Origin of the sequence: Bacillus sp. FJAT-50079 (assembly GCF_018343515.1) — a bacterium.
Classification (GTDB): domain Bacteria; phylum Bacillota; class Bacilli; order Bacillales; family Bacillaceae_C; genus Lederbergia.
Window position 1 is genome coordinate 243,641 of sequence record NZ_JAGYPD010000006.1, and the last position, 26,508, is coordinate 270,148.

28 protein-coding genes and 2 riboswitches are annotated in these 26,508 nt (G+C 38.0%); of the genes, 18 read left to right on the plus strand and 10 right to left on the minus strand.

Annotated elements, in window-relative coordinates; translation table 11 throughout:
- The first annotated feature begins 75 nt into the window (after nucleotides 1–75).
- The 11 genes from KHA95_RS17390 to KHA95_RS17440 all read left to right on the plus strand — a co-directional run bounded on the left by KHA95_RS17390 (nucleotide 76) and on the right by KHA95_RS17440 (nucleotide 7,530).
- A complete protein-coding gene (locus KHA95_RS17390; protein ID WP_213138826.1) occupies nucleotides 76–870 on the plus strand; it encodes an SGNH/GDSL hydrolase family protein in 795 nt (264 codons plus the stop codon).
- Between the two features lie 21 nt (nucleotides 871–891).
- On the plus strand, nucleotides 892–1,476 hold the full coding sequence (locus KHA95_RS17395; protein ID WP_213138827.1) for a YpmS family protein: 585 nt from the start codon (nucleotides 892–894) through the stop codon (nucleotides 1,474–1,476).
- A gap of 29 nt (nucleotides 1,477–1,505) precedes the next feature.
- Nucleotides 1,506–2,042, plus strand: coding sequence for a peptide-methionine (S)-S-oxide reductase MsrA (msrA, locus tag KHA95_RS17400; protein ID WP_213138828.1), 537 nt, complete (start codon nucleotides 1,506–1,508; stop codon nucleotides 2,040–2,042).
- The gene (gene msrB / locus KHA95_RS17405; RefSeq protein ID WP_213138829.1) at nucleotides 2,035–2,463 is read left to right on the plus strand and encodes a peptide-methionine (R)-S-oxide reductase MsrB; all 429 of its coding nucleotides are present in this window, start codon (nucleotides 2,035–2,037) and stop codon (nucleotides 2,461–2,463) included. The genes msrA and msrB overlap by 8 nt, the downstream gene beginning before the upstream one ends.
- Before the next feature lie 46 nt (nucleotides 2,464–2,509).
- Entirely contained in the window at nucleotides 2,510–3,010 is a 501-nt protein-coding gene (locus tag KHA95_RS17410) for a PTS sugar transporter subunit IIA (protein WP_213138830.1), read from the plus strand.
- Between the two features lie 111 nt (nucleotides 3,011–3,121).
- A complete protein-coding gene (locus KHA95_RS17415; RefSeq protein ID WP_213138831.1) occupies nucleotides 3,122–3,271 on the plus strand; it encodes a YjcZ family sporulation protein in 150 nt (49 codons plus the stop codon).
- Nucleotides 3,272–3,471: 200 nt separating this feature from the next.
- Complete coding sequence (locus KHA95_RS17420; protein WP_249317034.1) at nucleotides 3,472–3,696, plus strand: YozE family protein; 225 nt, start codon at nucleotides 3,472–3,474, stop codon at nucleotides 3,694–3,696.
- 53 nt (nucleotides 3,697–3,749) lie between these two features.
- Nucleotides 3,750–3,923 carry a YozD family protein gene (locus KHA95_RS17425; protein WP_213138833.1) on the plus strand — a complete coding sequence of 58 codons (174 nt, stop codon included), beginning with the start codon at nucleotides 3,750–3,752 and terminating at the stop codon, nucleotides 3,921–3,923.
- Between the two features lie 193 nt (nucleotides 3,924–4,116).
- The gene (gene deoD, locus KHA95_RS17430; protein WP_213138834.1) at nucleotides 4,117–4,818 is read left to right on the plus strand and encodes a purine-nucleoside phosphorylase; all 702 of its coding nucleotides are present in this window, start codon (nucleotides 4,117–4,119) and stop codon (nucleotides 4,816–4,818) included.
- A gap of 21 nt (nucleotides 4,819–4,839) precedes the next feature.
- Complete coding sequence (locus tag KHA95_RS17435; protein WP_481748456.1) at nucleotides 4,840–5,694, plus strand: M15 family metallopeptidase; 855 nt, start codon at nucleotides 4,840–4,842, stop codon at nucleotides 5,692–5,694.
- A gap of 375 nt (nucleotides 5,695–6,069) precedes the next feature.
- On the plus strand, nucleotides 6,070–7,530 hold the full coding sequence (locus KHA95_RS17440; protein WP_213138836.1) for a lmo1851 family serine protease: 1,461 nt from the start codon (nucleotides 6,070–6,072) through the stop codon (nucleotides 7,528–7,530).
- A 64-nt stretch (nucleotides 7,531–7,594) separates the two neighbouring features.
- Here KHA95_RS17440 and KHA95_RS17445 read toward each other — a convergent pair whose 3' ends face one another.
- A complete protein-coding gene (locus tag KHA95_RS17445; RefSeq protein ID WP_213138837.1) occupies nucleotides 7,595–7,849 on the minus strand; it encodes a DNA alkylation repair protein in 255 nt (84 codons plus the stop codon).
- Nucleotides 7,850–8,224: 375 nt separating this feature from the next.
- On the opposite strand from KHA95_RS17445, the gene KHA95_RS17450 reads away from it, so the two are divergent.
- The gene (locus tag KHA95_RS17450) at nucleotides 8,225–9,016 is read left to right on the plus strand and encodes a CAP domain-containing protein (protein WP_213138838.1); all 792 of its coding nucleotides are present in this window, start codon (nucleotides 8,225–8,227) and stop codon (nucleotides 9,014–9,016) included.
- Between the two features lie 26 nt (nucleotides 9,017–9,042).
- Here the strand turns inward: KHA95_RS17450 and KHA95_RS17455 are convergent, their stop codons facing one another.
- A complete protein-coding gene (locus tag KHA95_RS17455) occupies nucleotides 9,043–10,410 on the minus strand; it encodes an MATE family efflux transporter (protein WP_213138839.1) in 1,368 nt (455 codons plus the stop codon).
- Between the two features lie 159 nt (nucleotides 10,411–10,569).
- Nucleotides 10,570–11,133 carry a GNAT family N-acetyltransferase gene (locus KHA95_RS17460; RefSeq protein ID WP_213138840.1) on the minus strand — a complete coding sequence of 188 codons (564 nt, stop codon included), beginning with the start codon at nucleotides 11,131–11,133 and terminating at the stop codon, nucleotides 10,570–10,572.
- Between the two features lie 311 nt (nucleotides 11,134–11,444).
- Between KHA95_RS17460 and KHA95_RS17465 the strand changes: the two genes are divergently transcribed.
- A complete protein-coding gene (locus KHA95_RS17465) occupies nucleotides 11,445–11,768 on the plus strand; it encodes a DUF4870 domain-containing protein (protein WP_213138841.1) in 324 nt (107 codons plus the stop codon).
- Between the two features lie 78 nt (nucleotides 11,769–11,846).
- Here the strand turns inward: KHA95_RS17465 and KHA95_RS17470 are convergent, their stop codons facing one another.
- The gene (locus tag KHA95_RS17470; RefSeq protein ID WP_349305499.1) at nucleotides 11,847–12,323 is read right to left on the minus strand and encodes a GNAT family N-acetyltransferase; all 477 of its coding nucleotides are present in this window, start codon (nucleotides 12,321–12,323) and stop codon (nucleotides 11,847–11,849) included.
- Between the two features lie 165 nt (nucleotides 12,324–12,488).
- Here KHA95_RS17470 and KHA95_RS17475 point away from each other — a divergent pair, with 165 nt between their 5' ends.
- Nucleotides 12,489–13,232 carry a hypothetical protein gene (locus KHA95_RS17475; RefSeq protein WP_213138843.1) on the plus strand — a complete coding sequence of 248 codons (744 nt, stop codon included), beginning with the start codon at nucleotides 12,489–12,491 and terminating at the stop codon, nucleotides 13,230–13,232.
- On the opposite strand, the gene KHA95_RS17480 is transcribed toward KHA95_RS17475, so the two are convergent.
- On the minus strand, nucleotides 13,229–15,070 hold the full coding sequence (locus KHA95_RS17480; RefSeq protein WP_213138844.1) for a DNA ligase D: 1,842 nt from the start codon (nucleotides 15,068–15,070) through the stop codon (nucleotides 13,229–13,231). The two genes, KHA95_RS17475 and KHA95_RS17480, sit on opposite strands and share 4 nt — an antisense overlap.
- A gap of 115 nt (nucleotides 15,071–15,185) precedes the next feature.
- On the opposite strand from KHA95_RS17480, the gene ku reads away from it, so the two are divergent.
- From ku to ppc, 3 genes are all read left to right on the plus strand, one after another.
- Nucleotides 15,186–16,031: a non-homologous end joining protein Ku gene (ku, locus tag KHA95_RS17485; RefSeq protein ID WP_213138845.1), complete on the plus strand. Its 846-nt coding sequence runs from the start codon at nucleotides 15,186–15,188 to the stop codon at nucleotides 16,029–16,031.
- 304 nt (nucleotides 16,032–16,335) lie between these two features.
- Nucleotides 16,336–16,536, plus strand: coding sequence for a cold-shock protein CspD (cspD, locus tag KHA95_RS17490; protein WP_213138846.1), 201 nt, complete (start codon nucleotides 16,336–16,338; stop codon nucleotides 16,534–16,536).
- A gap of 292 nt (nucleotides 16,537–16,828) precedes the next feature.
- Complete coding sequence (gene ppc / locus KHA95_RS17495) at nucleotides 16,829–19,579, plus strand: phosphoenolpyruvate carboxylase (protein ID WP_213138847.1); 2,751 nt, start codon at nucleotides 16,829–16,831, stop codon at nucleotides 19,577–19,579.
- 156 nt (nucleotides 19,580–19,735) lie between these two features.
- On the opposite strand, the gene KHA95_RS17500 is transcribed toward ppc, so the two are convergent.
- The 4 genes from KHA95_RS17500 to KHA95_RS17515 all read right to left on the minus strand — a co-directional run bounded on the left by KHA95_RS17500 (nucleotide 19,736) and on the right by KHA95_RS17515 (nucleotide 23,587).
- The gene (locus KHA95_RS17500) at nucleotides 19,736–20,776 is read right to left on the minus strand and encodes a ribonucleotide-diphosphate reductase subunit beta (RefSeq protein WP_213138848.1); all 1,041 of its coding nucleotides are present in this window, start codon (nucleotides 20,774–20,776) and stop codon (nucleotides 19,736–19,738) included.
- Nucleotides 20,752–21,198: a flavodoxin gene (locus KHA95_RS17505; RefSeq protein ID WP_213139000.1), complete on the minus strand. Its 447-nt coding sequence runs from the start codon at nucleotides 21,196–21,198 to the stop codon at nucleotides 20,752–20,754. The genes KHA95_RS17500 and KHA95_RS17505 overlap by 25 nt, the downstream gene beginning before the upstream one ends.
- Complete coding sequence (locus tag KHA95_RS17510; RefSeq protein WP_213138849.1) at nucleotides 21,186–23,453, minus strand: ribonucleoside-diphosphate reductase subunit alpha; 2,268 nt, start codon at nucleotides 23,451–23,453, stop codon at nucleotides 21,186–21,188. Before KHA95_RS17510 ends, KHA95_RS17505 begins: the two co-directional genes overlap by 13 nt.
- On the minus strand, nucleotides 23,450–23,587 hold the full coding sequence (locus KHA95_RS17515) for a hypothetical protein (RefSeq protein ID WP_213138850.1): 138 nt from the start codon (nucleotides 23,585–23,587) through the stop codon (nucleotides 23,450–23,452). Before KHA95_RS17515 ends, KHA95_RS17510 begins: the two co-directional genes overlap by 4 nt.
- Nucleotides 23,575–23,769, minus strand: a riboswitch (cobalamin riboswitch). Its footprint overlaps the gene before it by 13 nt.
- A gap of 192 nt (nucleotides 23,770–23,961) precedes the next feature.
- A riboswitch (SAM riboswitch) is annotated at nucleotides 23,962–24,072 on the plus strand.
- A 170-nt stretch (nucleotides 24,073–24,242) separates the two neighbouring features.
- Between KHA95_RS17515 and KHA95_RS17520 the strand changes: the two genes are divergently transcribed.
- Nucleotides 24,243–24,887 (plus strand): carboxymuconolactone decarboxylase family protein, encoded by a 645-nt coding sequence (locus KHA95_RS17520; protein ID WP_213138851.1) that lies wholly within the window; start codon nucleotides 24,243–24,245, stop codon nucleotides 24,885–24,887.
- A gap of 138 nt (nucleotides 24,888–25,025) precedes the next feature.
- On the opposite strand, the gene KHA95_RS17525 is transcribed toward KHA95_RS17520, so the two are convergent.
- A complete protein-coding gene (locus KHA95_RS17525) occupies nucleotides 25,026–26,243 on the minus strand; it encodes an IS1182 family transposase (protein ID WP_213138852.1) in 1,218 nt (405 codons plus the stop codon).
- Nucleotides 26,244–26,508: the final 265 nt, after the last annotated feature.

A 26,508-nucleotide genomic window follows, 5' to 3' on the forward strand; every position in this document is an offset into this window, starting at 1 on the left:
CACTCAAATGTTTTTTCTCTTCCGCTAACCCATGTTATACTGGAATTAAGTTAAAATAAAGGATGAAAACAGCGAATGAAACGACTAATGATTTTGTTATTACTGCTTGTTTTAGCGCTAATGAGCTGTTCTGCTTCAAATGTAAATGTTCAATTAAAGCCAAGAACAACGACCGGATTGTTAAAACCATTTCCACCAGAAGATTTTATCCCAAAAAATATTTCAATCGTTTCGGTTGGTGATTCATTAACGCAAGGAGTCGGCGATGATCAGCACTTAGGTGGGTATATTTCTTATTTAAAGGAAGAACTTGAAGACAGTAAGGGAATTAAGACTGCTAGCTTTGTCAATTATGGTGTGAAAGGAAATCGAAGCGGCCAATTATTAACGCGATTAAAAAAGAAAGAAATGGTTCAAGCGATTGAGGAAGCTGATCTCGTTATCATTACGATTGGTGGCAATGATGTGATGCAAGTGTTTAAAGAGAACTTGCTTGGTTTAGAAGTTAGCCAGTTTGCTGCGGCCGAAACAGGGTACAGTAAAAGACTAAAAGAAATCATCGAAACCATTCGCTCTTATAATAATGAGGCTAGGATCGCACTTGTTGGTATTTATAATCCATTTATGAAATATTTTTCCGATATAAAGGAGATGGATGATATTGTGATGAATTGGAATAAAACTAGTGAATCAATTGTTACTGAATTTAACGACACAAGTTTCATTCCAGTTGCGGATATTTTTGAAAATAATGAGGAAAACCTGCTTTATAGTGATTTATTTCATCCGAATAATCGAGGCTATCAATTGATGGCTGAAAGAATTTATGAATATTTGGAGAAGGATCAAATGTTGCAAGGTAGGAAGTGAATTGTTTAAAGGGTGTGAATCATGGACAAGAGAAACAAATGGAAGATCCTTTTTATCACTCTGCTTTCCATCAATATTTTACTCGTAGCAGCGGTAGGATTGATTTTCTTTCTTGCAGCTGATCAAGAGCCGATACCGAAGCAGAGCATACCGAAACAAAATGGATCTGAATTTCTTATTCAGACAGAGAAAAGCGATTTAAATGCGTTGATTACCCACTATATTGAAAAAGAAGGGTTAAATGGGCCGATCAATTATCAAGTTTTATTAACAGATGAAGTTGAGCTATATGGAGATATTCAAGTTTTTTCACAAATGCTCAGGCTGAAAATGACATTCGAACCAGAGGCGCTTGAGAACGGGGATCTCATTTTAAAGCAAAAAACAATTTCGCTTGGAAAGGTGAAATTGCCCGTTTCCTATATTATGAAAATCATTCAGGATGCATATAAAATGCCAGACTGGGTTACCATTCAACCGAATGATAAAGAAGTGTACGTAGCATTACAAAAGATGAGATTAAATAATGGCATTCAAATACGTGCGGAAAAATTCGATTTACGTTCGGATGTAATCTCATTCAAAATGCTCGTTCCGACTGAGTAGAATTGTGGATTGAATAAGGAGCTGAGGAAATGGAAAATGTACAATTAGCAACGTTTGCTGGCGGTTGTTTTTGGTGTATGGTCAAACCATTTGATGAGCAACCCGGCATTGAATCGGTTATATCAGGCTATACTGGTGGAACGACCGAGAATCCAACGTATGAAGAAGTTTGCTCAGGGATGACGGGACATACAGAAGCGGTTCAAATTACGTTTGATCCATCCGTTTTTCCTTATGAGAAACTATTGCAAATATATTGGATGCAAATTGATCCAACCGATGCGACTGGCCAATTTTACGACCGAGGAGAATCGTATCGTCCTGTAATCTTCTATCATAATGAGCAGCAAAAGCAGCTTGCGGAAAAGTCCAAAAAGGAATTAGATGAAAGCAAAAGATTTAATGCTCCGATTGTCGTTCCTATCGAGAAAGCGAAACCATTTTATCCTGCTGAGCAATATCATCAACATTTTTATCGGAAAAATCCTGAACGATATGGTGCATATCAAACTGGATCCGGTCGTGCCAACTTTATTCAAACACATTGGAGGGATTCGAATGAATAATGATGGATTGAAACAAAGACTAACACCGATGCAATACAATGTGACGCAAAATAACGGAACAGAGCCACCATTCCAAAACGAATACTGGGATCTTGAGGTAGACGGTATTTATGTTGATATTATTTCTGGTAAACCGTTATTTAGTTCACGGGATAAATATGATGCTGGCTGTGGCTGGCCGAGCTTTACAAAGCCGATTTACGAAGAGGAAATCGTAGAAAAAATGGATAGAAGCCACGGGATGGTGCGAACAGAAGTAAGAAGTAAGCAAGCTGATTCACATTTGGGACATGTGTTTCCTGATGGTCCTGGCCCTTCGCATTTAAGATATTGCATCAATTCTGCGGCATTACGGTTCATTCCTAAAAACAAGCTTGAAGAGGAAGGCTATGGGGAATATAATAAGTTATTTGAACAATGACACTTCATTGTTATATTATTAATGAAAAGAAGGAAGGCATAAAATAATGTTTAAAAAACTATTCGGTAAAAAAGAAACAGCACCAAAATCAGTAACGATTACAGCGCCATTGACAGGAGAACTAATTGATTTAAGTGATGTACCTGATCCCGTATTTTCACAAAAAATGATGGGGGATGGAATCGCGATTCGTCCTGAAGCTGGAAAGGTTGTTTCGCCTGTTGAAGGGGAGATCATTCAAGTCTTTCCAACAAAACATGCGGTTGGCATTAAAGCAAATAATGGGGCGGAAATATTACTTCATATTGGCTTAGAAACGGTTGGCATGAAGGGTGAAGGTTTTACAACCTTTGTTAAGGAAGGCGATAAAGTGAAGACGGGTGATACACTTGTTGAATTTGATTTTGCACTCGTCACTGAAAAAGCTGCAAGTACGATTACGCCGATCATCATTACAAATGGCGATGATGTAGCTTCATTAGAAAAGCAACCTTTAGGAAAAGTAACGGCTGGTGAAACAGCGATTATAGAAGTAACGATGAAATAAACGTCCGCATTTTCGGGCGATTTTTCTATAAATGGGCAATCGCACATACCGCCCATCCATCATATACATAGAATAACAGCGAATAGAAAATTAGAATGAGGAGTGAATTTTATGTATTATGATGGATGCTGTTATGAAAGCTATCCAACTTATGGATATGGAGCTGGATGTGGCGTGGGAGGCAGAAATAGCTTTGCTCTCATCGTCGTTCTATTTATTTTGTTGATTATCATCGGTGCTTGCTGGTGCTTCCCTAAATAAATTTCGCTGATACAACAGCCCCTGAAGAGATTCAGGGGCTTGTTATGTATATAAATTGATTCGTGAAGCATGAATGCTTTTTATGTGCATACAATGAAGGAAGAAAAAATTTTAATGAAATGTAATTTTTTCAATTTACGCCGCCCGCGCAATCCGCTATATTAGCACATAGGACAATGAAGAAAGGCGGTTGTGTACTGTTGAAGAAATCTTTTTATCATTTTTTAATGAAATATCGTCACGCGATTGAAAAAGACGAAATCAGTGAATTTGCAAATGCTGCGTATGAAGATCACGGCTTTCCTAAAAATTCAGTCGACTATCACCAACTCACACAGTATTTAGAATTAAATGGCCATTATTTGTCATCGATGACCATTTTTGATGATGTGTGGGAACTATATAAGGAATCAGAAGATAAATGACTCGTTTGTAATATTCGCTAGTGAAAAGCAACTTCATGAAAGGGGAGACCATAATGGGGGATCTAGAAGTATTCATTGACACGGAAGAAATCTCTGAATTCTTCTATGAAGAGTTATTGAGAAGGGGCTTTCATGTAACGGAAGATGAAGCAGATGTATTGGCGGATATTACTTTTGATTATTTGATTGAAAAAAGAATCATTGATGAAGAGGCAGAAGAATATTAAAATTGTCCCAAACGGTTGGGGCTGTCCAGAAAGTAGGTGAAAACTGACTTTCTGTGATAGCCCCTTTTTCTTTTGAGCTATGAGAATGTTTTTAGTGAAGAACACTTCAAAAGCCTCGCCTTCGGAATTTGCATCCATTACAAGAAACATTTAAAATGAAAGACGGATGTGATGAAATTTAGGAGGAATATACATGAGCGTACATATTGAAGCAGAGAAACATGAAATTGCAGAAACGATTTTATTGCCCGGTGATCCATTACGTGCACAATATATTGCGGAAACATTTCTAGAAAATGTAAAATGTTATAATAAAGTGAGAAATATGCTCGGTTTTACCGGTGAATATAAAGGTCATAGAATTTCAGTTCAGGGTACTGGGATGGGTGTTCCTTCGATTTCAATTTATGTCAACGAATTAATTCAAAGCTATGACGTGCAAAACTTAATTCGTGTTGGAACGTGCGGCGCCATTCAAAAGGATGTAAAAGTTCGTGATGTCATTTTGGCAATGACTGCATCGACAGACTCTCAAATGAATCGAATTACGTTTGGTGCGATAGATTATGCGCCGACAGCTTCTTTTGAACTTTTAAAAAATGCGTATGATGTTGGCGTTGAAAAAGGGCTAAACTTAAAAGTCGGCAATGTGTTTACAGCAGACACGTTCTATAATGACCATGCGGAACATGAAAAATGGGCTCAGTATGGCATATTGGCAATTGAAATGGAAACAGCGGCTTTATACACATTGGCAGCGAAGTTTGGAAGAAAGGCTCTTTCTGTTTTAACGGTTAGTGATCATATTATCACAGGGGAAGAAACAACAGCTGAAGAGCGACAAACGACATTTAATGAAATGATTGAAGTAGCATTGGATGCTTCGATCAAGTAAAACGAACGCGATTCGTTGTATTTGAGGAGTAGTGAAAAGAAAGTGAAAAAAGGATTAACAATGATGGTGATGGCGATCTTCTTAGCTGGTTGTACAGTGCCAGACTTTTTAACATTTAAAAAACAGCCAAATGCTCCGACCGAAGAACAAGAGCAAAATCATGAGGTTGAGCAAGTTCCAGAGGAAGAGCCGATCCAATCAGAGGAAAAGAATGAAGAAGTGGAAAATGAAATCGCGATTGAAGCAGCATATTTTAATGATACACATGAAGTTAACGGTATTACTGAAATTAAAAATCCAGATAATGTGATGGCACTTGTCAATAAAATATTTGCTTTGCCGGAAACGTATGAACCTGAGGATTTGGTTCGTCCGAATGTTGAATTTTCATTTGGTGATCAAGATATTGAGAAAAGTTATTTAAGGAAAGATGCAGCTGAAGCACTTGAGAACATGTTTGAGGCAGCGGAAAGTGAAGGCATCTATCTATTCGCTGTATCAGGCTATCGTTCTTACGAGCGACAAAAAGCAGTTTTTGACGCAGAAATTGCAAGAGTCGGCGAAGAACAAGCGCTTCAAGCGGTCGCATATCCTGGTAAAAGTGAGCACCAAACAGGGCTGGCTATGGATATCTCTAGTCAAAGTGCACAATTTTTATTATCTGAACAATTTGGTGAAACAGCCGAAGGTCAGTGGTTGAAAGAAAATGCTCATCGTTATGGCTTTATTCTTAGGTATCCGCAAGAAAAAGAAGATATTACGGAATATCAGTACGAGCCGTGGCATTTTCGTTACGTAGGAGAAAAAGTAGCTGGCTGGATTTATGAACATGGTTGGACATTGGAAGAATTTTTTCAAGAAGTGAAAAAACTATAAAACTCCCGAGATGGGAGTTTTTCTTCTTGATGCAGATTGGCCATCTTTTTGCTCAAGTCCTCCCCATCTATAAGTCATAGGCTGGATGCTGTAATAGAGGGAGCTCCAATTCAAATTAAGCCTGCGGCGGATGTTCCAAATTTTTAGAGGAACTTTTGGGAAAGTTCAGCAAGATATGAACAAAATTATGTAGATACGTCATTGTTCGGAAAAATTGGCTATTTCTTCGATTTCTTTCTAAGTAATACGACTGCGCTTCTTGAAAGACACGTAGCTCTTTCCCATTAGCTGAAAAACTGATAAAATATAGTGGTCGGTAATTAAATAGAGAATCAGAGGGTTGCATCTCTGCGGGGAATGAAAGTGGTGAATGGAATGGTAGAAAATAATGATCATAAAGATACGAACGGTCCGTCGGAAAATAATCGGTATATACGAATGAAAAAGTTTACATTTGTCATGTTACTATTTTTACTCGTGTTTTCCACCGCTGGTATTACATTAGTAGCATTAGCATTTGGTGATGAAAAAGCGGTTAATGTAGGTGTACAAGAACGCAAGGAATTTACAAAGCTGTATAATGCATACGACGAACTAAAAAAGAGCTATTTTCAAGATGTGAATCAAGCGGCATTGCTGGATGGTGCAATCGATGGGATGATGAAAGCACTGGAAGATCCTTATTCAGATTATATGACAAAGGATGAGGCAAAGCAGTTTGAAGAAAGCATTTCATCATCCTTTCAAGGCATCGGTGCGGAAATTCAGGAGTTAGCTGGAAATATTGTCGTTGTCTCTCCTATTAAAGGAACACCAGCAGAACGTGCAGGAATTAAACCAAAGGATAAAATCATGAAAGTTGATGATAAAGACCTGCAAGGGATGAGTGCAAATGAAGCCGTTCTCCTCATAAGAGGGAAAAAGGGTACGACAGTAAATTTAGTTATTCAGAGGGATGGAAGCGATGAACCGATCAATTTGACGATTACTCGTGATGAAATCCCAATCAATACAGTTTATGCTGAAATGCTCGAAGATGGAGTTGCAAAAATACAAATTACAAGTTTTTCACGGCATACAGATAAAGATCTTACAAGCGCTCTAAATGAAATGGAAAGTAAAGGAATGAAGTCGCTTATTTTAGATGTTCGCCAAAACCCGGGTGGCTTGCTCGATCAGGCGATTACGATTTCAAATCTGTTCGTACCTAAAGGGAAAATTTTATTCCAAGTGGAATATAAAGATGGGACAAAACAAGAGTATGTCGCAAAAGATGGTAAGAAGATTACAGTTCCAACCGTGATGCTGATTGACGGGGGGAGTGCAAGTGCTTCAGAGATTTTAGCAGCAGCTGTAAAGGAATCAGCAAATGTTCAGCTCATTGGCGAAAAGTCATTTGGAAAAGGAACCGTTCAAACAACGAAAGAATTTACAGATGCCTCAAATATAAAATATACGATGGCAAAATGGCTTACACCGAAAGGAAATTGGATTCACGAAAAAGGAATCGAGCCTGACTATGTAGAAACCTTGCCAGCTTATTCGGAGATTACGTATATTGATCCAGAAAAGGAATTAAAGCAAGATACGATTGCTAATGAAGTAAAATCAGCAGAAGAAATGTTGAATATTTTAGGCTTTAATCCAGGAACTGTTGATACACATTATGATGAAGAAACAGTAAAAGCGGTCGAAGAATTTCAGAAGAGTGTCGAACTTGAGACGACAGGGACGATTCAAGGTGAAACGACGCTAACATTAATGGAAAAAATTCGGGACTATTGGAAAGAAAATGATCCACAAGTAAAAAAAGCGGTTGAAATTTTAACAAAATAAAAAGTATACTCTCCTTATTTTAAAGGGGAGTATACTTTTTTGTTTCTAAAGGTTTATTCTTTTATTACATTCTTTTGTAGTTTTCGCCAAACTTAATAAATGTTTTTTCATCTTCCACTAATCCGCAAGAACCACATTGTATTCTTCTTGCAGGTCCATTATAAGCAGCCTGCAAAGGACCTGCATCACTGACTGCATCGAATCTCTCAATCGTTTCTCCCGTTTGTGGGTCCAATCTAACCGCATGTGCGATTTGTTCAATAATATTAAACCGTGAACGATTTGTTTTACAGTTTGGACAACAATATGGTGCACTCATCATATCAACCTCCGCTATCAATTGTATATAAATAGGATAACCAAAATGGAAAAAAATATGATGTATGAACGTAACGAAAAATTATAATTGACACATTGCTGTAACATACGTAATAAAAAAGGCTCGATCTAAAAACTGTCAATATGTAATTCATAGCAGTTACTGGTAATAGCACCATAAAAATGGAAAAGTGACCAATGAAAGCCACGGAATGAAAGAGGGAGAAAAGGCTGTTTTTTTCATATTCTTAATTGAAAAATAGAGTTGTAAATTTTAATTCTAGTAATCTGGCATTTCCTTCCGCAAATATTACAAAAAACATATGATAAGATGTTTTTGCAAGAGAGAAAACGAGTTTTCGGGGAGGAAATACAAATGAAAAAAATGATCGTTACTACTGCTGCGGCAGCAGCAATCTTAGCTGCACCATTCGCTGGAAAAGCTGATGCGGCTGAAATAAAACCGATTCAAACAAAGGTCGTATATTATCAAATAGATGCTAGCAAGCTATCAAATGATTGGTATGAAACGGTCCTTAAACAATTAAATATCAATTTGAAAGACGCTGTCAATTGGAATACAAAGTATCAGCTTGCACCTGAAAAGCAAGAAGTACAAACGCAAAAACCAGTGCAACAACAACCGGTGCAAAAGCCAGTAGAAAAACCAGTACCAGCACCAACGCCAACGGAAAAACCGGCACCAACACAACCGGTAGAACAGCAAGCACAAAAACCTGCTTCTCCACAGCCTACTGAGCAAAAGCCAGCAGAACAAACAAACTCACAATTAAGTGCGTTTGAGCAACAGGTTTTTGAGTTAACAAACCAAGAAAGAGCAAAAAATGGGTTAGCACCATTAAAAATTGATCTTGAATTAAGTAAAGTAGCTCGTGAAAAATCTCGAGATATGTCTGTAAATAAATACTTTGATCATAATAGCCCGACTTACGGATCGCCATTTGATATGATGAAAAAATTTGGAATTACGTATCGTTCAGCAGGTGAAAATATTGCGATGGGCCAACGTACACCAGAAGAAGTTGTGAATGCATGGATGAATAGCTCAGGTCACCGAGCAAACATTCTAAGCACAAACTTCACTCATATCGGAATAGGCTATGTGGCAAACGGCAATTACTGGACACAACAATTTATCGGAAAATAATATGAAAATGAAAAACGAACAGGTTTTCACACCTGTTCGTTTTTTATTGCTGCAATATATTTTTTCTGAATGAATCGTAAACGGAGGGAGAGAGTGATCGCTCCAACAGCTAAACCGATGATAAGTCCAAGCCAGTATCCATACGGACCAAGTTCCGTATAATTAGCGAGTACGAACCCTACTGGTAAGCCAATGATCCAAAATGAAATTAAGGCCATTATAAATGTCACATTTACATCTTTATATCCACGCAAAGCCCCTTGAATCGGAGCTTGGACCGCATCGGATAATTGGAAAAATACAGCGAAAAGTAAAAACTGAGACGTTAATTTGACGACTTCGAGATCATCACTATAAATATGCGCAACTTCGATTCGATAAATAAAAAGAAGTATTCCCATTAAAAGTGACAAGCTTACACCACTCATAACCCCAATCCAGCTATAAGAACGGGCATCTTTATGTCGACCCGCTCCAACCTCATATCCAATGAGTATCGTTAAAGCCATTGAAATACTTAACGGTATCATATAAAGCAGGGATGCGAAATTAAGGGCAGCTTGATGTGCGGCAATAACGTTTGTTCCAAATGTACTCATAAATAATGTTACAGCAGAGAAAATACTTGTCTCGATAAAAATCGACAGCCCAATCGGCAGACCGAGTGAAAATATTTCTTTCCATTTTTGCAGGTGAATACGGGCTCTCGTTTTAAAAATGCCAAAATCTCTAAACGGTGCTTTTTTATGAATGATCCAAATGGCGATTAACGTAATAATCCAGTACGTAATCGCTGAAGCAATACCTGCGCCAATCCCACCTAATGCAGGCAAACCTAATTTCCCAAATATAAAGATATAATTTAATACAAAATGAATCGGTAATGACGTCAGCGTAACGATCATTGTCACTCTTGTTTTTCCAAGTGCATCGATGAAGGCGCGCAAAACATTGTATACAAAGAGTGGAATAATCCCAAAAGATAAATAAATTAAGTAATGCTTCGCAACATGTCTCACATTGTCCTCTAAATTCATCGAATCTAAAACAGGATTTAAAATGAACGCTCCTATAATAATAATGATGATTGCCATTGTAATTGCAACAAATACCCCTTGGATAACTGAAATGGGAACATCTTGTTTTTTCCGTGCTCCGATTAAATGGCCAACGATCGGAGTAATCGCTAGTAAAATCCCGCTTAGTCCCGTCGAGATGGGGACCCATAATGATGATCCAACAGCTACTCCGGCCAAATGATCAGACGAAAATCGTCCCGTCATCATAATGTCGAAAAACGTCATCATGAACAACGCAAGCTGAGTAATTAATAAAGGAATAAGAATCACCCATAACTGTTGAAGTCTTTCTCGTAAATGATATGTTTGTCTCATGTCTATCTCCATCTTTATGTCATTTTAATCGATAGAATTATATCATATTTAGAAGAATGAAGATGAGATTAATCGCTCGATATATACGATAATATTATTATGTAAACTTTTAGTGGAAGAAAAACAAAAACACACTCCAAATCGAGTGTGTTTCATATATTATGCTTCAAGTGATTGTAACTCTTCCATATCAGAAGATTGACGAATATAATTCATTGTAAACAAGTCCCGAGGCACCTCATATAATTCATATATATGCTGACCATTATTAAGCTCTTCATAAATAGCAGGGCGTGTTTGGTTGGCAAGTACAGCGTATGGAAGCTTTTCAGCAGCTCGCCGGGAACGAAGATTTTCATAACGAATCCTCATATAAATCGTTTCAATTTGCTGTTCGAAAAATAGCTCTTTGAAAAACGCATCTTTTGCAAGTGAATTAAAGCCTTTTCCATGATACGGCTTACCGATCCACGTGCCAAGAAAACCTGCATGATCCTTAATATCATAAAGATTGATTGTGCCAATTGGATTGCCCCATTCATCAAGAATCGTTCGGGAAATTAATTCCCCGCGTTCTTCGGCCTCAATTGTCTGTTTAGTAATAAATAAAAACTCTTCATACGAATATGCTTTTTGTCTTACGAAAGGGAAGACATCTGGGTGCGCCATTAATTCAAATAATGCATGGCATTCAGGCCCGTTTAATTCACGTTTTTTTAACATTGGAATCCCCCTCCTGGGCAGGGTAGTCCCGTAGATTCGTTTCTACCCTCGAAATTTTTTAGTGTTGTATAAAAAATTTCGGGGTGGGAATCGAACCCACTAGAACCAGCCCAAGGACTGGTGGCGCACCATTTGCCTTCCCTCAATTATGAGTTGTATTTAAATGTAGAATAATTCTAATGACATCATACATAAAAAATGTCGGTTTGCAAATAGGAAAATGAAAAAAAATTTATACAATAATCGACAAGTATGAAACTATCTAGTACGTAATAACGTATAGATAAATAAGAAAAAAGGAGGAGATTTTTATGGACAATAATACAGAAAGAACTCTTGCGGCCGCCATTTATATTTCAAGCTTTTTGACAACGGTGATTGGACCCTTACTCATTTGGCTTCTTAAGAAAGATGAATCCCCTTTAATTGACTTTCATGGCAAGGAGTATTTAAATTTTTTAATTTCTTACACTGTTTATGGCATTATTTCTGGTATTCTTGTGTTATTGTTAATCGGATTTGTTTTATTGCCGATCGTTGGCCTATTGGCATTTATTTTTACGATTATCGGAGCAATTAAAGCGTATGATGGCCAAATATACCGCATTCCATTTATTTTTAGATTGATTAAATAATGTGTAGAAGTAAGAAAAGGATAGATCAACAGGGGATGAACCTGGTTATCTATCCTTTTCTACGTTTTGTCCGCAACACTATCGGATCTTTTTTCTCATAGATACAACTTTTATATGTATATCGTTTCCTCTATGTATTACTTCCTCATTATCAATTGTATATCCAATTGAACGATATAATTGAATGTTTTTCGGGACAGTCAAACGAACTTTACAAAGCAAGGCGGGAATCCTTTGATTTTTTGCATAATTTTCGAGAGAAGTTAATATTTTTTTTGCAATGCCTTTTCCTTGTTTTTCTGGGATCACTGACAAACGATAAAAATAAAGTCCTTTGTCAACGAATTGAAACCGAACCATTCCCACTGGTTTTTCATCAACATAGGCGATTAGACCCTTCTCATTTTCTTTTAAAGCCGTTGATATTGATTCAACCGTTTCCTCTAGAGCACTTGAAGGCGGCGTTGCATCTTTATATTCCATAAACGCCTTAATCATTAAGTCGTGAATCAGTGATGCATCCGATACTTCTGCAAGTTTCACTTCCAAAATCACTCACTCCTTCTTTTACAATAAATATACTATGTTTTCAATTGTAATATAAAAAATAATTTGGCGGGAATGAGTGAGATAAGTATTGTTCAATCGAAATAAAAAGTATAAAAGAAACGGATTGTTCATATTATGTATTGGATACTTCGTTAGGTAAGGGGGAAGGGTATGAACATTAAAAACTATTATTCTCGGATGACACGATTATATATTCATCAGCTCATTTTATTTTCCCTCGTTTTTATTATGATTATCCTTCCATCTATGAAGATGATGTATTTCATTCCTGCAAATGTAGCGGGTTTTTTTGTTTTTTTATGCTTAGTCTATTTTTTTATAAAATATATATACTTTGCACACAAGTGGCAAGAGGTAACAATGACATTAAGCTATATGAATGTACCAGACGATAAGCAGGTGACATATATATTATTAGATTCAACATCCTCACATACATTGTTTGATGTCTATTCTTTCGACGGTATTTGTCACTTCTCGATCGTAAAAGTAAAAGGGAAAGACAAACGATTGCGAGAGAAAGGAAGCAGAGCCGGAAGACCCCGAGTGATATATCGCCTTGATAAAATGGGAATTTCAACCGGAGTCTATATTCATATTTACGCCGATCATGGCATGATTTATTTGCGTGAGAAGGAATTGCCCTTCATTATGACAATGAAAAAACAAAGGCAGAAGGAACTGATTCTTGGTACAAGCACATTTTTAATAAAGAAAAAATATGCCGACTTTATATTTACAAAAGATGAGCGGCCAATGATGACGATTAAAAAAGGGATGATGCCTGTTCGAATGCAATTAATATTTCAGCCTAATACTCCAGTCGTTCGTTTTGCCAAACATCTATCAGAGGATGAAAAATATATATGCTTTTGTTTACTTTCCTTATGTTAATGATTATTACTTTGATTTTGCAGCTCGGCAATGATCGTGGCAAATGGTTGCTCTGCTTTGCAAAGGAAAAACTGCTGGAATGGATCGGTACGCTCATTCAACCGGTCTAAAACAGTGGCGATCGTAAAGTGTTCCGGATGTAATTGTTCGTTTACTTCATCCCAAAAGAGCGGAGCAGCAACAGATCCTTCATTATTTATTCGAACGGAATAAGGAGCAATGATCGTTTTGCCTTTTCTGTGCTGTATGAAATCAATATACAATTTTTTTCCGCGATTTTTCTTCAATCTTTCAGTCGTAAATGAGCTTGGATCTGCCGTGATCAGAAATGTGGCGATCAATTGTGTAAAAAGCCCGGTTTCTTCCCAGGTGAATGTGCGTTCTGGAAGAGGAATGTATACTTGCATCCCTTTGTTCCCAGACAGCTTCACGAAAGAGGTAAGCTGCAGTTTATCCAAAGCTTCCTTTAATAATAATGCGGCCTTAACGGCAAGATAAAACTCCGCCCTTGATGGTGGATCAAGATCAAAGACGATTTCGCTCACAAATTGACTTTGAATCGTTTGAAAAGGGATATGAAATTCAATCGCCAGTTGGTTGCCAAGCCAAATGAGCGTTTGCAAATCGTTGCAAACAATGTAATCAATTCCGTCGACCAGCCATCCTTTTACATAACTAGGGGATGTTTCTGGTCGGTTTTTTTGATAAAAGCTTTCACCGAAAACACCGTGTGGAGCGCGGATCACCGTAAGTGCCCGATCGGTTAAATAAGGCAGCATTGCAAAGCTTGCTTTACGTAAATAGCGCAAATAATCTAGTTTCGTTACGGAACCATTCTCCCATAATAATTTTTCGCTGTTCGAAATCGGCACGATGGATGGGAAAGAGGCATCGGCGACTTGTAGATTGGTCCAAGTGCATTGATCAGGAGTTAGATCGAGACGAAGGGTATGAAAGTATGGCTCTCGCATTTGCTCGCCATCTAACTCGAGAAAATATAGCTCAAGACATATTGCCGGTTGAATGCTGAAAAAGCTTTCACTCCTTTGTACATAATTTTGTTGAATAATGTGTAGGAGGGCTTTTCTCGTTTCTTTGTCTAATCCGTTTGTAAACAAACCGATGGCTTTTATTTGTTGCCCATCATACACTCCAACATGAAAATAACGATTGTTTTCATCATAACCCGTTATAAAGCAAGTTATAGACTTCCAGTTTTTGTATTTCAACCAATTGTTTGTTCGTTTACCTTCCTCCCATTTACTCGATTTTCGCTTAGCGACAATTCCTTCACTATCATAAATCTTCATTATTTCTTTTATTTTCGCTAGATGATCATAAGTTGGAATCAATTGAATTCGAGCAGCCGCTTCTTTTGTAGGCTGTAAAAGGAAGGATATATCCGTAAATAACTGCAATAGTTTTTCTTTTCTTTTTATAAATGGATGAGGCATCAAACTTTGCCCATTTAGGCGTAAAAGGTCAAAGGCAAGAAATGTACAAGGCTGGATAGCCGCTTTATTCATTATTTTCGCTTGAGATCGCATTCTTCCTCTTACTTGAATTTGTTGGAAATTCGCTTTGAAATCATTATGTAAAATGACGAGCTCTCCGTCGAGCGTAAGCGGCAAATACGGTTTCACTTGTTCGACATGTTCTTGAAGGTAGATTTGTAATTCGGGAAAAAGAGGAAGCAAGTCTTTGCCATTTCGACTTGATAGTATAATTTGGCCATGATCCCAAATTAAAATTGCTCGAAAACCATCATATTTAATTTCATAAAGCCAATCATTTGTTGTCGGCAGTTCCATCGTCAATGTAGTTAACATTGGTTTCATGAAATGACATCCTTTCTTAATCATTTTTATTGTAACCATTCAATTTTAAAAAATTACCATGAATGAGTCTAATGGCAAGTTGCAAATGCTATATAAAAAAGAAAGGGTGGGATGTATGCATACAATGTGGAAGGGAAGCATTAGCTTCGGTTTAGTTAATATTCCTATTAAATTACATGCAGCGACTGAGGATAAGGACGTGAAATTCCGTTCACTTCATAAAAAATGTCATACGCCGATTAAGTATGAGAAAATTTGTCCTTCTTGTGAGCAGGAATTAGACATGAAAGAAATCGTAAAGGGATATGAAATTGAAAAAGGAAAGTTCGTTATTATCGAAGAGGATGATTTAAAGGAGCTTGGTGTAGCTAGAGAAAATAAAGCAGTTGAAATCATTGATTTTATTAAATTAAGTGAAATCGACCCGATTTACTTTAATCGGAGTTATTATATGTCTCCAGATGGTGCAAATGTAAAAGCTTATAGCCTTTTGCGAAAAGCACTGATTGATTCAGAAAAGGCGGGGATCGCCAAAATTATGATTCGTTCAAAAGAACAGCTTGCAGTTATTCGCGTGTATAATGGCGTCTTACTTATGGAAACGATTCATTACCCAGATGAAGTTCGAAAAACGACGGATGTACCGAATATCCCGCAAGCCGATGAAGTGTCCAAAAAAGAGATTGATACAGCCATTTTACTTATTGATCAGTTAACGACTGAGTTTGCGCCGGAAAAATATAATGATGAATATCGAACAGAATTGCTGCGATTAATTGACGCAAAGAAAACCGGAAAAGGGCTTATTGAGGTGAAGGAGCAGAAACAAGTAACACCAGTCAACGATTTAATGGCAGCGCTACAAGCCTCAATTGATAAAACAAAACCAGAGACGAAGAAAAAGCCGGCTGCCCGAAAACAACAACCGACAGCTAAAAAACGGCAAACGAAAAAAGCATAAAAAAGTTGAAATTTTTTCCATGCGTGTTATAATGCTATAAAAGGTAGGAAATATTGAAATGAAGGCAATGATAACGCTTAAATTTTTTATTCCTATCATTGCTTTTTATTATTTTCTCATGTATGATAGGAATGAATTGACAGTAGTAATCTATTTGTAAAGCGGAAGGGCTTTCGGTATATATAGTATTTGTATATTATAATGAATATCTACTCCAAAATGTGGATATTGCTTATAATATGTGAATTTTTATTTACACCGTAAATATGAGTAACATATTAAAAAATTTTTGGAGGTTTTACTCATGGCAACAGGAACAGTAAAATGGTTTAACAGTGAAAAAGGATTTGGCTTTATCGAAGTTGAAGGCGGAAATGATGTATTCGTTCATTTCAGCGCTATTCAAGGAGATGGCTACAAAACGCTTGATGAAGGACAACAAGTTGAATTTGAAATCGTTGAAGGTCAACGTGGACCACAAGCGGAAAACGTTGTTAAACTATAAGTAATTACTAAAAAAGACTGAAAAAGAGCTGCCCTTAGGGGTAGTTTTTTTCATTTAAGGATACCTTTAACAACGGCAATCTACCAAATTAACAAATTTTCTGTTCGAAACTTTTAAGCAATCCATGTTATAATAATAAAAATACCAAATTAATTGATACTATCGTTCGAATTTGATAAAATTCATTGTACTTTGTAGTTATACATATTTCTACTGGATGAAGACAGTTTTTCCCACGCTCAGGGTTAAACTGTTGTATTTTTGACAGTAAGGGGAAATTGGAGGTAACAGGATGATCAATCACATCGATACGAGTGCATCGTTGCGAAATGATGTAAAGAGACTCGGTAATATTCTCGGAGAAATATTAGTTCACCATGGTGGACTCGAACTTTTCAATAAAGTCGAAACAATTAGAGAAATGACGAAAAGTATCCGCAAAGAGTATAATGAGGAAACGTATAATAAATTAAAAGAAGAAATTAAACATTTACAGCCACCAACACGTCAGCAAGTGATCCGAGCTTTCTCGATTTATTTTCATTTGATTAATATCGCTGAGCAAAACTATCGAATTAACCGCAGACGACAGTATCAACTTGAGGAAAAGGTAGGACAAGCTTATTCACTTGAACAAGCAGTTGCCAAAGTAAAAGAGTATGAATTATCAAACGATGCGATTCAAGATGTTTTAGATCAACTATCAATTGAATTAATTATTACCGCTCATCCAACAGAGGCAACAAAGCGAACGGTATTAGAAGCGCAAAAACGAATTTCAACGTTATTGCAAAAATGTAATAACCCGCTTGTCACACGAAAGGAATTGAAAGATTTAGAGGAAAGTTTATTTAATGAAGTAGCTACATTATGGCAAACGGATGAATTAAGACATCGCAAGCCTCAAGTATTGGATGAAGTAAGAAATGGATTATATTATTTCGATCAAACTTTATTTGATACGCTCCCATCCGTCCACCAAGAATTAGAATTTCATCTTCACGATTATTTCCCTGACCATGACTGGGATGTTCCAAATTTTCTTCACTTCGGATCATGGATTGGGGGAGACCGGGATGGGAACCCGAATGTAACGCCTGAAATTACTTGGGAAACGTTGAAATTGCAACGTGAACTTGTCTTAAAAAAATATGAGGAATCGATCATTGAATTAATGAAACGATTTAGCCAATCAACGAGCCGAATTACGATGAGTGAAGAACTAATCGACTCGGTAGAACGTGAGGAACAATTATATTTAGAAGAAGCAGAAATGTGGCAAGTGGAATCAGAGTACTATCGTCGCAAATTTGCCATCATTTTGAAAAGACTGCGTGAAGTAGGTAAATCAGAGCTTGGCTATCAACGAGCAGAACAATTATTAGCCGATCTTACACAAATTAAAGATTGCGCTGAAAATCATTTACCTGCACAGAAAAAATTAAAGGCAATCCGCAAATTAATCCGTCAAGTGCAATTATTTGGATTCCATCTTGCGACGTTAGATATTAGAAACCATAGTGGGGAACATGAAACAGCAGTAAGGGAAATTTTACAAGCAGTAAATATTACTGAAAACTATTCCATGCTTTCTGAAGAAGAGAAATGTAATTTATTAGCGAAATTACTTAGAGATCCTAGACCACTTTTATTTTTTGAAGAAGGATACTCACAAGAAACGCAAAAAGTGTTGAAAGTGTTTAAACTCATTAAAGAGGCGCATGCGGAGTTTGGTAAGCGGTCAATCCAAGTGTATTTAATTAGTATGACCCAGTCTCCTAGCGATTTATTGGAAGTACTTTTGCTAGCGAAAGAAGCGGGCATTTATCGATTGCATTCTGATGGCAGAGTAGAAAGTGATTTAAACGTTGCTCCATTGTTAGAAACGATCGATGATTTAGTGGCCGGTCCGGAGATTATGAGAACTTTATTTGAATTGGATGTTTATTATAATCACCTTAAGGAGCGGGGGAACCATCAGGAAATCATGCTTGGTTATTCGGATGGAAGTAAAGATGGAGGCACGTTAACTGCCAATTGGAAGCTCTTTAAAGCACAACAAGAAATTCATAATATGGCGAAGGAATATCATATCCATCTTAAATTTTTCCATGGCCGTGGCGGCTCATTAGGGCGTGGGGGCGGTTCGTTAAATACGAGCATTCTTTCACAGCCTGTTGAGACACTTGGTGATGGGGTGAAAATAACCGAGCAAGGTGAGGTATTATCTTCACGCTACTTACTTGAGGACATTGCTTTTCGTAATTTAGAGCAAGCTTCCTCAGCATTGTTTGAAGCATGTGCAAGAGTATCATCCATGCCTGGAGATACTCATTACCGTGAAAAAGAATGGGAAAATGCGATGGAGGAAATTTCCGGATACTCCTTGCAAAAATACCAATCACTTGTTTTTGGTGACCCAGACTTTTTAACATACTTTAATCAAGCTACGCCATTAAAGGAAATCGGAGCATTAAATATTGGTTCACGACCAATGAGCAGGAAAAACAGTGAAAGATTTGAAGACCTACGAGCAATTCCTTGGGTGTTTGCATGGACGCAATCGCGTCATATGTTACCGGCGTGGTATGCGGCTGGATCAGGCTTGCAAACGTTTATTGACCAAGGGCAAGCAAACGTTGAGATGCTGCAAACGATGTACAAGCAATGGCCATTTTTCCAATCAACAATTAATAATTTGCAAATGGCATTAATGAAAGCTGATATGACGACAGCAAAAGAATATTTGACGTTAGTGACAGATCAAACGATTGCTGATCGGATTTTTACAGACATCGTGGGTGAATATAACCGTACGAAAGAAGCACTCTTGACGATTTCTGGAAATGAAGAACTAATGTCGCATAGCCCGAATATTCGAGACTCCGTCCATCGGAGAAATCCTTATGTTGACCCGTTGAGCTTTTTACAAGTTGAATTAATCAATAAATTAAGAACAACAGATCAACCTTCTGATGAATTAGTAACAGAAGTGTTACTGACGATCAACGGGGTTGCTGCTGGGCTAGTAAATACAGGTTGATTGAGTTATAAGTGAGAGGCGCTCGTGTGCGACGTTGCGTAAACTTGACTGCGCTGAAAGCCCGATGCTAACTTGATCGTAAGGCTAATCGTTGGGAGCCTGTTCATAATAAGAAAGAGAGAAGGGGTGTCCGGCTATCGGACACCCCTTTTGGTATTATAGTTCATCAAATCCATTTAAGTCGCTTGTTTTCGTATATTGGCGTGATTTCTGTTCGAAGAAATCTGTTTTTGTATCATCAAAATTATCAACGTATGCACGAATCCATTTCATTGGATTTTCTGTATAATCCTCGTATAAATCATTCAATCCTAGTAAACGAAGCATTTTATTCGCACGATATTTAATATATCCTTCCATCTCAACAAGATCGATTCCATCAATTCCAGAAAGAACATAATGGCTCCATATTGTTTCTTGTTCAACTGAATGGCGGAATTGATCGTACACCCATTCCGTAAATTCCCCAGTATTATATTCCGGATTTTCCGCTAATGTTGCTCGGAATAAATCGCTAATAAAGCGACCATGCTGCAGTTCATCGCGGTTAATATAGGAAATCATCGTTGATGTTCCAACCATCTTTTGATTACGCGCAAGATTATAAAAGAAGGCAAATCCTGAATAGAAAAATAAACCTTCGAGTAATGAGGTATAAACCATTGCTTTCAATGCAGTAAAAACGGAAGGCTGATCAGCAAATTCATTATACACTTCAATGATTCGTTGATTGCGTGTCATTAATACATCATCGGTTCTTCCAGTTTCAAATGATTCGATTTGTTTATACAATGTTGTAACCGAGGAAAGGACATAGGCATAGCTATGATTATGCTCACTTTCCTGGTCGGCAATCGTCGCCATGATTGATTTAACAGATGGATCTGTCGATAATTGTGCGATTCTCGCTGCAATATCTGTTTGTGGCCCATCAAGCGTCGCGAGCAAACCGATGATTTTTAAAAACGCATCCTGTTCACGTTCTGATAAGGTAGGGAACTGTTTAATATCAGCAGACATATCGACTTCGCTTGCTCGCCAGAAAAGGGCTCTAATTTGCTCACGATGCTGATAAAAATGTGGGTAAGCAAGATCATTCCAATTTAGAATTCCGCTCGCTTTTCCTCCAAATAGTGCGGTTGATTTATTTGGGTTGGTTGGTTCTAATACTTTTACTTTTTCAAGTAATTCAAACAATGTGTCAGCACTCCTTCCGTCCAAGTAAGAACTTTTTCCTCTTGAATTCCTCTTGGACTTTGTTCAATTTTTAATGGTTCAAATGAGGATTGATAAAATTTCGCTAGCTTAACGGCCGCATGGCAGAATAAATCATCGCCGCCAAATTGGGTATCACCTGTACCAAAAACAAAAACATTTGGCGGTTTATAGCCAATTTCGTATACAAAATCTTTCACTTCATTTGGTGTTGCGCCTTTTCCCCACGTAAAAGTTCCAATTAACATCAGATCGAAAAGGGAAGGATCAGGAATTTCTCCAGATCCAGGACCGATTCGATACAGAAAAACGTCATGTGCTTTTTCTGCTAATTTTTTCTTGATGAGCTCGGCAACTTCTTGCGTATTTCCGCTATAACTTGCGTAACAAATTAAGACTCGCACCACACACAATCCTCAATATCCGAAGCAGTAGAACGAACGTAATACGTTGTTTTCATGCCGGAATCCCATGCTTGTAAATGCAAATCGAGCATGACTTGCGCTTTAATATGGTTTGGAACATAGAAGTTAAAAGAGATTGATTGATCAATATGGCGTTGTCTTGCTGCGTTTTGCTGAATTGACCAGCGCTGATCAACAATATAAGCTGAACGGCGATATACATCGTACGTATTATGATCTAAATCTGGTGCGACAACAGGAAGTTTAAAGTCTTTCTTTTCTTCGTGATAGAAAGGTTTAAAAATTGGGTCAATACTCGCCGTCGAACCAGCGATCACAGATGTACTTGAATTTGGAGCCACGGCCATTAAATAGCCATTTCTAATTCCATGCTCAGCCACTTCATTCATCAGCTGTTTCCACGAATCAGCATGATCTCCAGTTAAATATCCGCGTTGTTTAAAGTATTCACCTGTCTGCCAGTCACTTCCAGAGAACTTAGAGTATGCACCTTTTTCTTTCGCTAAATCGACACTTGCTTGGATTGTTAATTGAGCCACTTGTTCATAAAGCTCATCAGCAAATGTCACTGCTTCTTGAGACTCCCATTTAATACCATTTAAAGCTAATAAGTGATGCCAACCAAACGTACCTAAACCGACGGCTCTATATTTCTTGTTCGTAATAGTTGCTTGTTTGACATCAATTGTATTTAAGTCGATAACATTATCGAGCATTCTTACTTGGATCGGAATTAAACGCTCCAATGCGTTATTCGGAACAGCTTTTCCAAGGTTGATAGAGGAGAGGTTACAAACAACAAAATCTCCTGCCTTTTTATATGTGATGATCGTGTCGCCATCTACGATTTCTTCGTATTGAACCGTAGGGGACATATTTTGCATGATTTCTGTACACAAATTACTTGAATAAACCATGCCTTCATGTTTATTTGGATTTTTTCGGTTCACTTCGTCGCGGTAAAACATGAATGGTGTACCTGTTTCTAATTGCGATTTCATGATTCTTGCCATGATTTGGATTGCGGGCACTTTTGTTTTACTAAGTGCATTGCTTTGAACGCACTCTTCATATTTTTCCCTAAAGCTGCCTTCACCTTTTTTCTCGTCATAGAAATCTTCCAGTGAATAGCCCATCACATTTTTTACTTCATGTGGGTCAAATAAAAACCAATCTCCGCGTCTTTCAACTTGTTCCATAAATATGTCCGGCAAACAAACGCCTGTGAAAATATCATGTGCTCGTTGACGCTCATCCCCATTATTCAGCTTTAAATCTAAGAAGGAGAGGATATCTGCATGCCACACATCTAAATAAACAGCGATTGCACCTTTTCTTCGTCCAAGCTGATCCACGCTAACAGCCGTATTGTTCAGCTGTTTAACCCATGGCAAAATTCCGGATGAAGCACCTTTAAATCCTTTAATCGAACTGCCGCGGCTTCTTACTTTCCCCATATAAACGCCGATTCCGCCGCCGTCCTTAGATAAACGGGCAACATCAGTGTTGCTGTTATAAATGCCCATTAATGAATCTTCGACTGTATCGATAAAGCAGCTTGAAAGCTGTCCATGTGCGAGGCCTGCATTCGCAAGTGTCGGTGTTGCAACTGTCATGTAAAGATTCGATAAAGCCCAGTATGCTTCACCGACAAGCTTCGAACGTTTTTCAATCGGCTCATCTTGCATAAGGTGTAAAGCAATCACTAACCATCGCTCTTGTGGAAGCTCATATGTATTTTTTTCATGATCCGTGGCTAAATACCTTGTTGCCAATGTGTGTAAGCCGATGTAATCAAATAGTAGGTCACGCTCTGGATCAATGAGACTAGCTAACTCGATAATTTCTTTTCTACTATATTTCTCTAAAATATTTGGAGCGTAGATGCCCTTTCCTGCCAATGTTTTTAATAAACCGTAAAAATCACCGTACTTTAATTCCTTATCGTAAGCACGATTTTGACTTGCTTTATTATATAACTCTTTCAAGTAAATCTTGGCTGCTTCATATGCCCAGTGCGGATTAGCTTCATCAACATTTTCTAATGCTGTTTGAATTAATAGATCTGTGATATAATCAGATTTTAGTTCTTCTTTCGATTCAATGTTACGAATAATTTTTTCCTTATAATGTGTAGATGTAATCGATGTGTTCGTTTCGATAAATGAATAGAGGCGTTTTTTACTAAATTCCAACCTCCTGTTACCATGATCTTTCGTAATAAATGTAGTCATTTTTTCACCTTTTCCTTCATAATAATAAAAAAATCCGCCCGGTGATTGGGCGGACGAAACGATAGAAAAAGGGCACAGCCATCTTTTGCTATCGTTTCATCTTCCCAATCCCCGAAGAATTGAAACTCAGACAAGCAAGGCAGGTTTCCTGACTCATGCATCAACCTACTTAGGACCTTCCCACATTGATGCCATTCAGCTTATCAATGCAGTGGATTTTCCCGTTCGTACGCAATTACAGTTGCGGGGACAGTTTCGGATTTGCACCGAATTCCCTTTTAACCCTCGATAGGGCACCTCAACTTGTTGAAATTCAATATATTGTATGTTGTTGTTAAAATAATCACTAAATGTTGTGTTGGTTTTATAGTAGCATGTGGAAGCTATATTGGCAACCAAAGAATATTGAACATGGAAAAGACGGATTTGAGTTAATTGTGTTACAATTCAGGCTTGACAATATTTTTACGAAAAGGTAAGATGAATTTACGCTAAAATTTCATATTATTCCTTATAAAGAGTCGGGGAAGGAAACTGGTCCTATGATCCCGCGGCAACCGTTGCTTAAACGCAAAATGGTGCTAAGTCCAGCAAGCTTATTTAGCTTGAAAGATAAGGGAGAGTCCGATACATATCCAACCTCTTCCTTCATGGGAGAGGTTTTTTGTTGAGTAAGGACATATCATTAAAGCTAAGTAATGCGATTGGAAAAAACACATTTTATAGGTGGTGAAACATCATTTTAGCGTTTTTCAATCATACTAACAAAAACAAGTAGGGGGATTTATAATGAGTCTTTATAAAAAATCTAATTTTAGTAGAATTACAGAATTAAAGGAATATGCACCAGAACAATTTTCAACATTTTTTGCATTCAACGGAAAAGCATTAGCTGAAGGAAAACTATCCGTAAAATTAAAAGAACTAATCGCTGTTGCCGTTGCGCATGTGACAGGTTGTCCATATTGTATTGATCTTCATGTGACGGAAGTTAAAAAAGCAGAAGCGTCAAAAGAAGAAGTAGCTGAAGCGATTTTCGTTGCGACTGCGCTAAAAGCGGGATCTGCATTAGCTCATGGTGTAAATGCATTAAACTCCTTCGATGGGCAAAAAGATGATGAGCTTTATAAAGCAGAGTACTTTAATCGTCTAGCTGAGTTTTCCAAACTAAACGGTGATGCTTTTAAATCGTTTATCGATTTTGACCAACAGGCTTTGAAAGCTGGTCAATTAAGTGTGAAAGAAAAGGAACTCATTGCAGTCGCCGTAGCGCATACAACAGGCTGCCCATATTGTATTGACCTTCATACAAAAGCAGCGAAGAAAGCAGACGCTACATTGGAAGAAATATCAGAAGCAATTTTTGTTGCTGTTGCATTAAAAGCAGGCTCAGCATTAGCTCATAGTGTGAATGCACTAATCGCATACGAATAATATGAAAGACCTCCAGTTTATGGAGGTCTCAGAGCGTAGACAAAAGGGTTGGAAATCATTTTGATTTCCAACCCTTTTCCTATTAATTCAGGTTAAATCTGTGAAAAAGTTCATTTCAGCTTTCCATTTTGGTTCTTACTAAGCGATGGTTGGCGTTTTCCATGTCCAACTGGCCAACTTCTTAAGATTTAAGGCAGCAAAAGTCAGCATCGCCTGCATGGACAATTTTTTAATACCTTTTAAGGTTGTCCAGCGCATGCCATGCTTTTCTTTGGCATCGGCAAAGACACGTTCAATCGTCTCTTTACGCTTTCCGTATATTTCTTTAATTTCATGATTGTGTCGTAAGTCCTCAGCTACATCCAAGTAATCTTGCCAGATATGACGTTGGATCCTTTTTTGGTGATTCTTACTCTCCGTGCATTGGCTAAGCACCGGACACGTGGCACAAATAGAGCGTTTGTATGGTAGTGCTGGAAGAACCTGATTCTCTATAAGAAAGTTGGCAATCGCCGGCGTTTTGTAAGCTGCATCAGCGGCAACGACGATTGGACGTCCTACCTGGTCGATGATTTTCTGGACTAGCGGTTCAAGCATATTACTATCGTGAACATTTCCTGGAGTGACGATGTTTGCGAGTACAAATCCCTTCTCGTCCGTAGCAGCGTGAAAAGAATAGGCAAATTGCTTTGTCCGTTCATCCTTAACGTAATAACCACTCTCAGGGTCCGTTGTCGATTCTTTAATCTCCTTGTACTCTTCTGTTTCAAACTTTTCCGGTGGGAATGGTTTCTTCCCGTTCTTTTCACGATCAAGGTTGAGCTCCTCCTGGAGCCTCTTCTCATAAGCTCGCGTCTCTTTACGAACAACCTTCTTCTCGAACTTTCTCTTATTCGCACTCGCTTTAACATGGGTCGAATCAATGAAGACATGATCTGGGCTGAGAAGCCCACGATTTGTCACTTCGTTTAGAACTTTATAGAAAATCTGCTCGAACAGATCAGTATCTGCAAATCGACGGACATAGTTTTTCCCAAACGTGGAGAAGTGAGGAACCTCGGTATGAAAGCCAAAGCCTAGAAACCAGCGATATGCCACGTTCGTTTCAATTTCCTTGATTGTCTGGCGCATGGAGCGGATGCCGAAGGTATACTGAATGAATGTCATCTTGATCAGCACTACAGGATCTATGCTGGGTCTACCGATGGTCGAGTAAAGATCTTCAACTAATGGATAGATGAAGGAGAAATCAATAGCCGCATCTAGTTTGCGAACTAGATGATTTTGAGGAACCAACTGCTCTATGGTCAGCATTTCCAACTGTTCGCGCTCATTGATTTGATTCTTCGTCATCATATCCATCACCTCCTATTTTTAATAAGAAATACCGTTGATTGGAGCGTAGGGCGGCGACTCCTGCGGGAACAGCGCGAGCTGAAGACCCTGGACTGAGCACAGCGAGGGAAGCGGCTGAAGCCGTGCCCGCGGAACGCGTCCGCCCGAAGCGGAAATCAACTTTCCTAGGTTACCACTATTTTAAAAGAAAAAAGACCGTAAGCAAACACCTAAATTTCTGTGTTTGTCTACAGTCTGAGACCTCCAGTTTATGGAGGTCTTTTTT

Coding starts and splice junctions, on each gene's coding strand:
- KHA95_RS17390 (WP_213138826.1), top strand. CDS start 76: ATGAAACGACTAATGATTTTGTTATTACTGCTTGTTTTAGCGCTAATG.
- KHA95_RS17395 (WP_213138827.1), top strand. CDS start 892: ATGGACAAGAGAAACAAATGGAAGATCCTTTTTATCACTCTGCTTTCC.
- msrA (WP_213138828.1), top strand. CDS start 1,506: ATGGAAAATGTACAATTAGCAACGTTTGCTGGCGGTTGTTTTTGGTGT.
- msrB (WP_213138829.1), top strand. CDS start 2,035: ATGAATAATGATGGATTGAAACAAAGACTAACACCGATGCAATACAAT.
- KHA95_RS17410 (WP_213138830.1), top strand. CDS start 2,510: ATGTTTAAAAAACTATTCGGTAAAAAAGAAACAGCACCAAAATCAGTA.
- KHA95_RS17415 (WP_213138831.1), top strand. CDS start 3,122: ATGTATTATGATGGATGCTGTTATGAAAGCTATCCAACTTATGGATAT.
- KHA95_RS17425 (WP_213138833.1), top strand. CDS start 3,750: ATGGGGGATCTAGAAGTATTCATTGACACGGAAGAAATCTCTGAATTC.
- deoD (WP_213138834.1), top strand. CDS start 4,117: ATGAGCGTACATATTGAAGCAGAGAAACATGAAATTGCAGAAACGATT.
- KHA95_RS17440 (WP_213138836.1), top strand. CDS start 6,070: ATGGTAGAAAATAATGATCATAAAGATACGAACGGTCCGTCGGAAAAT.
- KHA95_RS17445 (WP_213138837.1), bottom strand. CDS start 7,849: ATGAGTGCACCATATTGTTGTCCAAACTGTAAAACAAATCGTTCACGG.
- KHA95_RS17450 (WP_213138838.1), top strand. CDS start 8,225: ATGAAAAAAATGATCGTTACTACTGCTGCGGCAGCAGCAATCTTAGCT.
- KHA95_RS17455 (WP_213138839.1), bottom strand. CDS start 10,410: ATGAGACAAACATATCATTTACGAGAAAGACTTCAACAGTTATGGGTG.
- KHA95_RS17460 (WP_213138840.1), bottom strand. CDS start 11,133: ATGTTAAAAAAACGTGAATTAAACGGGCCTGAATGCCATGCATTATTT.
- KHA95_RS17465 (WP_213138841.1), top strand. CDS start 11,445: ATGGACAATAATACAGAAAGAACTCTTGCGGCCGCCATTTATATTTCA.
- KHA95_RS17475 (WP_213138843.1), top strand. CDS start 12,489: ATGAACATTAAAAACTATTATTCTCGGATGACACGATTATATATTCAT.
- KHA95_RS17480 (WP_213138844.1), bottom strand. CDS start 15,070: ATGAAACCAATGTTAACTACATTGACGATGGAACTGCCGACAACAAAT.
- ku (WP_213138845.1), top strand. CDS start 15,186: ATGCATACAATGTGGAAGGGAAGCATTAGCTTCGGTTTAGTTAATATT.
- cspD (WP_213138846.1), top strand. CDS start 16,336: ATGGCAACAGGAACAGTAAAATGGTTTAACAGTGAAAAAGGATTTGGC.
- ppc (WP_213138847.1), top strand. CDS start 16,829: ATGATCAATCACATCGATACGAGTGCATCGTTGCGAAATGATGTAAAG.
- KHA95_RS17510 (WP_213138849.1), bottom strand. CDS start 23,453: ATGACTACATTTATTACGAAAGATCATGGTAACAGGAGGTTGGAATTT.
- KHA95_RS17520 (WP_213138851.1), top strand. CDS start 24,243: ATGAGTCTTTATAAAAAATCTAATTTTAGTAGAATTACAGAATTAAAG.
- KHA95_RS17525 (WP_213138852.1), bottom strand. CDS start 26,243: ATGATGACGAAGAATCAAATCAATGAGCGCGAACAGTTGGAAATGCTG.